Origin of the sequence: Paraburkholderia sp. GAS38 (assembly GCF_050434965.1) — a bacterium.
In the GTDB taxonomy this organism is placed as follows: Bacteria; Pseudomonadota; Gammaproteobacteria; order Burkholderiales; family Burkholderiaceae; genus Paraburkholderia; species Paraburkholderia phenazinium_A.
Genome location: NZ_JBNDJO010000015.1, coordinates 252,384 through 259,613 on the forward strand (window position 1 = coordinate 252,384; position 7,230 = coordinate 259,613).

General features: G+C 63.9%; 7 protein-coding genes and 1 pseudogene. 2 read left to right on the forward strand and 6 right to left on the reverse strand.

The annotated features are described in order from the left end of the window. Positions 1–66 precede the first annotated feature (66 nt). Together P3T42_RS30010 and P3T42_RS30015 are read right to left on the reverse strand one after the other, a co-directional pair. On the reverse strand, positions 67–1,563 hold the full coding sequence (locus P3T42_RS30010) for a sensor histidine kinase (protein ID WP_074301213.1): 1,497 nt from the start codon (positions 1,561–1,563) through the stop codon (positions 67–69). A 157-nt stretch (positions 1,564–1,720) separates the two neighbouring features. Then, the gene (locus tag P3T42_RS30015) at positions 1,721–2,407 is read right to left on the reverse strand and encodes a response regulator transcription factor (RefSeq protein WP_074262960.1); all 687 of its coding nucleotides are present in this window, start codon (positions 2,405–2,407) and stop codon (positions 1,721–1,723) included. Positions 2,408–2,527: 120 nt separating this feature from the next. On the opposite strand from P3T42_RS30015, the gene P3T42_RS30020 reads away from it, so the two are divergent. Further along, on the forward strand, positions 2,528–2,752 hold the full coding sequence (locus P3T42_RS30020) for a DUF3717 domain-containing protein (RefSeq protein ID WP_074301214.1): 225 nt from the start codon (positions 2,528–2,530) through the stop codon (positions 2,750–2,752). A 79-nt stretch (positions 2,753–2,831) separates the two neighbouring features. Here P3T42_RS30020 and P3T42_RS30025 read toward each other — a convergent pair. Both P3T42_RS30025 and phhA read right to left on the reverse strand, forming a co-directional pair. Beyond that, a pseudogene (locus P3T42_RS30025) lies at positions 2,832–3,158 on the reverse strand (4a-hydroxytetrahydrobiopterin dehydratase); the annotation flags it as partial. A 150-nt stretch (positions 3,159–3,308) separates the two neighbouring features. Beyond that, positions 3,309–4,199: a phenylalanine 4-monooxygenase gene (gene phhA, locus P3T42_RS30030; protein ID WP_429308091.1), complete on the reverse strand. Its 891-nt coding sequence runs from the start codon at positions 4,197–4,199 to the stop codon at positions 3,309–3,311. A 138-nt stretch (positions 4,200–4,337) separates the two neighbouring features. Here phhA and P3T42_RS30035 point away from each other — a divergent pair, with 138 nt between their 5' ends. Continuing rightward, positions 4,338–4,829, forward strand: a complete 492-nt coding sequence (locus P3T42_RS30035; RefSeq protein ID WP_074301217.1) for an Lrp/AsnC family transcriptional regulator — start codon at positions 4,338–4,340, stop codon at positions 4,827–4,829. 21 nt (positions 4,830–4,850) lie between these two features. Here P3T42_RS30035 and P3T42_RS30040 read toward each other — a convergent pair whose 3' ends face one another. Then, positions 4,851–5,387 (reverse strand): class IV adenylate cyclase, encoded by a 537-nt coding sequence (locus P3T42_RS30040; protein WP_074301218.1) that lies wholly within the window; start codon positions 5,385–5,387, stop codon positions 4,851–4,853. Between the two features lie 212 nt (positions 5,388–5,599). Further along, on the reverse strand, positions 5,600–6,499 hold the full coding sequence (locus P3T42_RS30045; protein ID WP_429308092.1) for a LysR family transcriptional regulator: 900 nt from the start codon (positions 6,497–6,499) through the stop codon (positions 5,600–5,602). Positions 6,500–7,230 lie beyond the last annotated feature (731 nt).

Here is a 7,230-nt window from a genome sequence, read left to right on the forward strand (position 1 = left end):
CCCCGCTTGGCTTTGGCCGGGCCGCCAGGCAGTGCAACAACGACTGACCAGATAACGACTACGGAATTACAGATCGATCGGCGCCTTGTGCGCCGATTTTTTTGGCAAGCGCCGGCCCTCGGGTTCGCGCGGCACATTGCTGGCCGTCAGCGGAATCCGCACGATAAAGCGTGCGCCGCCGTCGGGCGCGTCTTCGTAATGCACGCTGCCGTGATGCAGCACCATGATGTCGTGAACGATCGCGAGGCCGAGGCCCGCGCCGCTGTCTACGCCGCTTTCGCTCTGGCCGTCGCCGCGGAAGAAGCGCTTGAACAGATCGGCCTGCTGGTTCACCGGCACACCTGGTCCGTTATCCTCAACGATGATCTCCGCCATCGCCACTTCGTCGATGCGGCTCTGCGAGACGGTAACCGTGATGCGTCCGCCGTCGAAACGCGAGGGTGGCACATACTTCAGCGCGTTGTCGAGCAGGTTGGCAATCACCTCGTGCAACAGCACCGGGTTGCCGCGCGCGGTGAGCGGACGATCGTTGGCCGGGTCGTCGAGGCGCTGGAAGCCCAGGTCCACGTGGACCGCAAGCGCCCGCGGCACCCATTCCGCGCCGGTTTCGAAGGCCAGCGCGGCCATGTCGACGTTGACGAAACGTGCAGCCTGCTCGCCCGGCTCGGCGCGCGCGAGCGAGAGCAACTGGTTGGACAGGCGCACCGCGCGATCGGCGGCGGCGCGCAGTTCGCGCACGGCGGCGAGCGTATGTTGCGGGTCGCGGGCCACGGCGGCCTGTTCCGCGTGCAGCTTGACGGCGGTGAGCGGCGTGCGCAGTTGGTGCGCGGCGTCGGCGATGAACTTGCGCTGCGCGTCGAGCGCAGCTTTCAGACGATCGAGCAGAGCGTTCAGTGCACCCGTCAGCGGACGGATTTCGACCGGCACGTAGGTCTCGTCGACCGGCTCCAGCGACGTGTGAGTCTGCCGGTTCAGCGAGTCGGCCAGATCGGTCAACGGATTGAGCTGCTGATTGACCACGCGCCAGACGATTACCCAGCCGGCAAGCAGCAACAGCAGCAGCGGCATCATGATCGCCACGAGGAACTCGGCGGCGATTTCAATGCGGTGCTCGACCGGCTGTCCCACCTCGACGACGATCGGATTGCCTTTGGGCTGGTCGACTCGCACTTGCGCGACGCGCATGGTGACGCCCGCGTGCTGCGTCTCGAACACGTAGGCGTAGTGCATGATGCGCACGTTCTTGCCCTGCAGCGGCAGCGACGGGTCGCCGGCGATTTCGGTTTCGCCGTCGCTGATCCGGTAGATGAGATGTTCGACCGGATCGGAGAACATGGCCTGGGCGAGCGGCCGCACGCTGCTCGACGCACTCGGGCCGGCAATCTGGATCTGCCGGGAAATGGCGGTGGCGAGGTCGGCCAGCGACCGGTCGACCACATGCTGCGTGTATTGCCACGCGAGCCAGTAGGCGATCAGGCCGCTCATCAACGCGAGCAGGGAAAGGGGGGCGGCCAGGCGGCGCAGCAGCGTGCGGCGCAGGCTATTCGCGGCCGGGTGGGGCATGGTCGAACGCGATCAAAGAGGCAAAGCGAGAGCGGCAATGGCACCGCTAAAAGCCGCTGGGTGACGGCACACGGCGCATCCATGCGATGAATGTGCGGTGCCGGCCCAGCGCCGTCAGGTCATCGGGCCGTCAGCGCGGCCCGAGCCTTCATGGCCATTATGCGGCCTGACGGATTTCCTGCAACAGGTAGCCGAAACCGCGCACCGTGACGATTTCGACACGGCAGTTTTCGAGCTTTTTGCGTACGCGGTGCACGTAGACTTCGATCGCGGTGTCGCCGAGGTCGCCGCCGAAGTGCGTCAGGTGGTCCTGCAGTTGGGCCTTGCTGACCACGCGGCCGTGGCGCAGCAGCAGCATTTCGAGCACGGCGAATTCGCGCGGCGACAGTTCGAGCGGCTTGTCGTCATTGAAGATGCGGCGATCGACGCCCGACAGACGCACGCCGCCCAACGACACTTCCGGGCGCGGCATGTCGCCGTGCGGGCCGCTGCGGCGCATCACGGCACGGATGCGCGCTTCGAGTTCAGCCGGTTCGAAGGGCTTCAGCATGTAGTCGTCGGCGCCGGAATTCAGGCCCTGGACGCGGTCGTTCAGTTCGTCGCGCGCGGTCAGCACGATCACAGGCGTGTGCCGGTTGCTCTGACGAAAGCGCGAGAGCAGCGTCATGCCGTCGATGCCGGGCAGACCCAGATCGAGGATCACGAGTTCGTGGCGGTTTTGCGTGAGGGCCTGTTCGGCGAAAATGCCGTCGTGGACCATGTCGACCGTGAAGCCGGCTTGTTCGAGACTGCTTTGGATGCCGCGTGCGATGGGGCGGTCATCTTCGATCAGAAGGAGTCGCATGGGTTTCGCTCAAGTACAATGGGTTTAGACGTTCGGGCTCGCGGTTCGCCGGGGCGCCTGCTGCACAGGATGCCGGGTGGCGTCGCCGTGGCTGCGCGACAGGGAGCAATCACGAAAGTCATGTCCGATATTTCGATCCACGAACTGGAAGCCGCGATCAACTTCTGGCGCGCCCGCTCACCTTCGAGCGGCGACGAACTCGTTCTGTGCAAGGAGGCAAGCGCGCTCTCCAAGCCGTATGCGCTGATGATTGTACAGCGTCAGACCGCGCTACCACCGGAAGGTTTGGATGCGACCGCACGGGAAGCGTGGAATTCTTACGTTCGCCTTAAGAATGGCCTGTAGAAGTGAAGGTTAGCGCCCTCCAATACCTGCAAAGCCCTTTCATGGTACTGCAAAGACAGTTTCCAGCGCACCTTGATACCTAGCCCTTCTGAGCGTCCTTGCCGGCCTGATCGATAAAACGGGCCAGTTTGATATCGCGTTCGGTGAGGCCGTTCGCCTCGTGCGTCGAGAGCGTGATTTCCACCTTGTTGTAGACGTTGAACCACTCCGGGTGATGGTCCATTTCCTGGGCCTTGATCGCGACCCGCGTCATGAAACCGAACGCCTCGTTGAAATCGGCAAACTTGAAATGCCGCTGGATCGCATCGCGGCCAGCGACGGCAACCCAGCCGTGAAGCTGCGCCAATTGCGTCGAACGTTCTTCGGAAGTCAGTTTGTGAATCATGGAAGTGCCTCGCTTGTCTGCTCGCTTGGATCGGCGCGCCGGGGCGCGTCCGTCTGGTTGACCGGCCGGCGCGTGCGGAGTGAAACGGCGCGCAAGGCGCGGACATGTGGCTATTTTTTCACGGATCGAGTCGCGCCGCTGCCGGGCGCGGCCTGACCCGAATCCGCTGGTTCAGACGTCGCCGTCGGTTTGCCAGCCTTGCTGGGTGCCGCGATTGATCACGCGATCGGATGCGAGCACGGCGCCTGCCGCGAACGGCGCGGCGTCGGCGAGTGTCGCGAGGAGCGGGCCGAGATCGGTGCGGGCCAGCTCGAACAGTTGCGCGAAATCGTCGAGCACGAAGTACGTCTTCTGAAACGTGTCGATCCGGTAGCGGGTCTGCATGACGCGCGCGAGGTCGAAGCCGAGCCGGTTGGGCGCTGCGCTTTCGAGGCTGTAGAGCGTCTCGCTCTTGCTCGACACAATCCCCGCCCCGTAGATCTGCACGCCGTTCGGGCTGGCCGCATCGCGGATCAGGCCGAACTCGACGGTGTACCAGTAGAGCCGCGCGAGCAGCGGCAGGGCGCCGACGTTATCCGCCGCCAGCGCCGCGCGGCCATAGGCCTGCATGTAGTCCGCGAATACCGGGTTGATCAGCAGCGGCACGTGGCCGAACAGGTCGTGGAAGCAGTCCGGTTCCTGCAGGTAATCGAGCTGGTCGGGACGGCGCATCCACCACGTGACCGGAAAGCGGCGGTTCGCCAGATGCTCGAAGAACACCTGCTCCGGCACCAGTCCCGGCACCGCGACGATCTCCCAGCCGGTTGCGGGCGTAAGCTGTGTGTTGATGGCGGCAAACGACGGCACATGCTCGCTCGAGAGATTCAGCCGCGCCACGCCGTCCAGAAACGCCTCGCAGACCCGGCCCTTCAGCAAAGCCGTCTGGCGTGTGTAGAGCTGCTTCCAGACTGCATGATCGACGGCGCCGTAAAGATGCAGCGGCTGGTCGAGGGTGAAGTCGGCGCGGGTGGCGAGGCCGGCGTCGAAGGGTTCCTGCAGGTTGACGGGGTTCGGACTGGACATGATGCTGCGCTCGTATGCGGTGTGTCGGTCCAGTCAGTGTAGAGCGGGTAAGCTGCGGAAAGGGCGCAAAGAGCGCGCCGATATACCGATATATGCAATAATCGTGCATCACAACGTAAATTGGTGCGGGGATCAATCATGCTGGAACTCGATCACTTCGATCTCGCGCTGCTGGAGGTGTTGCAGCGCTTCGGCCGGGCGACGCATCAGCAGCTCGGCGAGCAGGTGCCGCTCTCGCCGTCGCAGATCGGCCGGCGGCTGCAGCGCCTCGAACAGGTGGGCGTGGTGGACGGCTATCGGGTCGTGTTGCGCCCGGAGAAGCTCGGGCTTGGCGTGACCGCGTTCACCAGTCTCAAGCTCAAGCATCACGGCGACTCGATTATCGAACAGTTCCAGCAGCAGATCGACGTGCTGCCCGAGGTTCTGGAGTGCCACGCGGTGGTGGGGGATGCGGATTATCTGCTGCGCATTGTGGCGCCGGATCTGAATGCGCTGTCGTCGTTCGTGATGAAGAAGTTGATGCGGGTGCCGGGGGTGGACAGTGTGCGCTCGAACATCGTGTTGACCACGTTCAAGCGCAATGGGCCGTTGCCGTTGGGGCACCTCGCGCCCGGCGCCGCCGCTACCTGAAGCGGCGCCGATACATTTCACTCACGCCGCTTGCCGCGGCTCGCTGTCCGGGCTGAGCAGGTCCACATACGCGACGGCGACCAGATCCGTTTCCGGCACGCCCAGCTTCGCAAACATCGCGTGCGCTTCGGCGTGACCGCCTTCCTCGTCGTCGTCCTGGGCGAGGAGCACTTCCAGTTCGATAAAGTCACCGAGACCGTCCACCCGGTCGAGGTGAATCCGCGTGCGTCCGGTCGTGTAGACGTGGCGTTCCTTGGTGACGATGCCGCGCGTGGTCAGCGCGGTGGCGAGTAGCGCGTGCATGGCTTCCGGGTTGGTCACGGGGCTGCGCGTGTAGTAGGACGCCTTGGGGCCGTCGCGATCGTCGCGTTGATAGAAGATCAGTTCGGCCGGGGTGCCGTCGTCGAACTGACGCAGCTTGAGGCGTCCGCGCGGCACATCGTAGAAGAAGTCCTGCTGGCGGAAGATCAGCGGAGCCTCGGGCGAAAGTTCGGCGGCGCGTTCGCGGAGTTGCTCGAATTGCTGTGCGCGGGCTTTGATTTCGATGTTGCGTGCCATGTCAGGCTCCTCGGGAAGGATGGATTGTCGGCGGCTTCAGAGGCATGTGACAGGGGCGAAGCGCGCCAGGAAGGACAAACTCGAACGAAACTCAAACAAAGGCGGGCGCAAACCAGACGCGCGAACCTCGAATCTAGCAAAAAGCGCGTGACGGTGGTGTTAAGCCGCCTGTGATTGTTTGCCGCGTGCGGCGGCGCTGTCATGAGTGCGGCTCATATCGCCCACTGCTGCTCGATGAGCCTGAGGGCCGCGGCGATTGCCGGATCGTTCTGGCGAGCGGCCAGCGTGACGAAGCTCAACTGGGTCGGCACGGTGACGCCTTCGACGATGGTGAGCGCGTGGGCGTGGGCTTCGGCGATGGCGGTGGCGTCGCGCGCGAGGGTGAGGCCGACCCCCGATTTGACCAGATCGAGCATGGACGGCTCCTGATCGACCTCGGCCACTTTGACGGGCTTGACGCCGGCTTCGGCGAAGCGCCGCGACAGCAGCCGATGATGCGCGGAGGCGGGCGGCGTCCAGATCCAGGGCAGGGCGGCGAGGGAGCGCCAGTCGCGCGCGCCTTTGACGCGGTCTTTCCAGCCGGCGGGCGCGAGCACGCGGTACTGGAAGTGGGTCAGCGTGAGCGCGTGAAAGGCGGCGCCGTCACGGGTATCGTCTTCTGATGGCTGGCCGATGTAGTAACCCACGTCGAGTTCGCCGGCGCGGATCTGCTCGAGGACCCAGCCGGACATGCCGTGGCGCAAGGCGGTTTCGATATGCGGCCAGGTTTCGACGAGTTGTTTGAGGAAGCCGCCGAGGCGGAGGAATTCCGGATCGAGGATGGTGCCGATGCGCAGCGTGCCGCGGACCTCGTGGCGCAGCGATGCGGCGGCGCGGTGGACGTCGTTGGCGGCGCTGAGCGCGCGTTCGGCATGTGGGAGGAGCGCCTGGCCGTCGCGCGTTAGGGTTAGTCCGTGGGAGGTTCGTGTGAATAGGGTTAGGGCCAGGGTTTCCTGCAGGTGCTTGATTTGCAGGCTGACCGCCGGTTGGGTCAGGTGTAGTTGCACCGCCGCGCGGGTGAGGTTGCCCTCTTTGGCGACTGTGACGAAGGCTCGGAGCAGGGTTAGGTCCATCTTCTGATATTAGCGCGGCTTATGGGGTGGTTGAGCATTACTCATTGGATTTGGGTGGTGTTGGAGCTTAGGCTTGGGTTTTTGCCTGCGGCGCTTTGGTTTTGTCGTTGTTCCTGCGGGGTTGGCCTTTCCTTGCATTCTTAGTGGTCTATTAGCTTCGCCCCTGTGCGGGGCGGCACTTACTTTCTTTGCCGCCGCAAAGAAAGTAAGCAAAGAAAGCGGGCTCACACCGCCAGCCCATAGTGAGCCACCCCCCGTGTGATCACGAAGTGGTCCGAGACAAGATGGTCTCTCGCATCACCCGCGAAAGTGACACAGCAGTCATTCATCCCGCCCGCGCACTGCGTGCGCAGCGGAAGGGTCTGCTAGTGGTGGGATGCGGGTGTGAACGCCTGGAGTATGTGTAAAGAATGTTTGGATGCCTAATCATGCAAGAGGCGGGACGAGCGAGCCGAAGATCCGTTATGCCTGACGGCGGGGCGCGAAGCGCGACGCTGGAGCGGATGACGGCTTTGTCACGAACGGGTGTGGTGCGAGGGCGGGTCTTGTGTTGGGCCGTTTCCCGAAGCATGCTGAGATGGCTTACTACGGGCTGGCGGTGTGAGCCCGCTTTCTTTGCTTACTTTCTTTGCGGCGGTGTACAGACTGGAGACATAGCTGACAGGTGTACGGGGACATGGTTGACACTTTCGGGCAATCGAACGCCCGGACCCATCCATGCCCTGGAACGT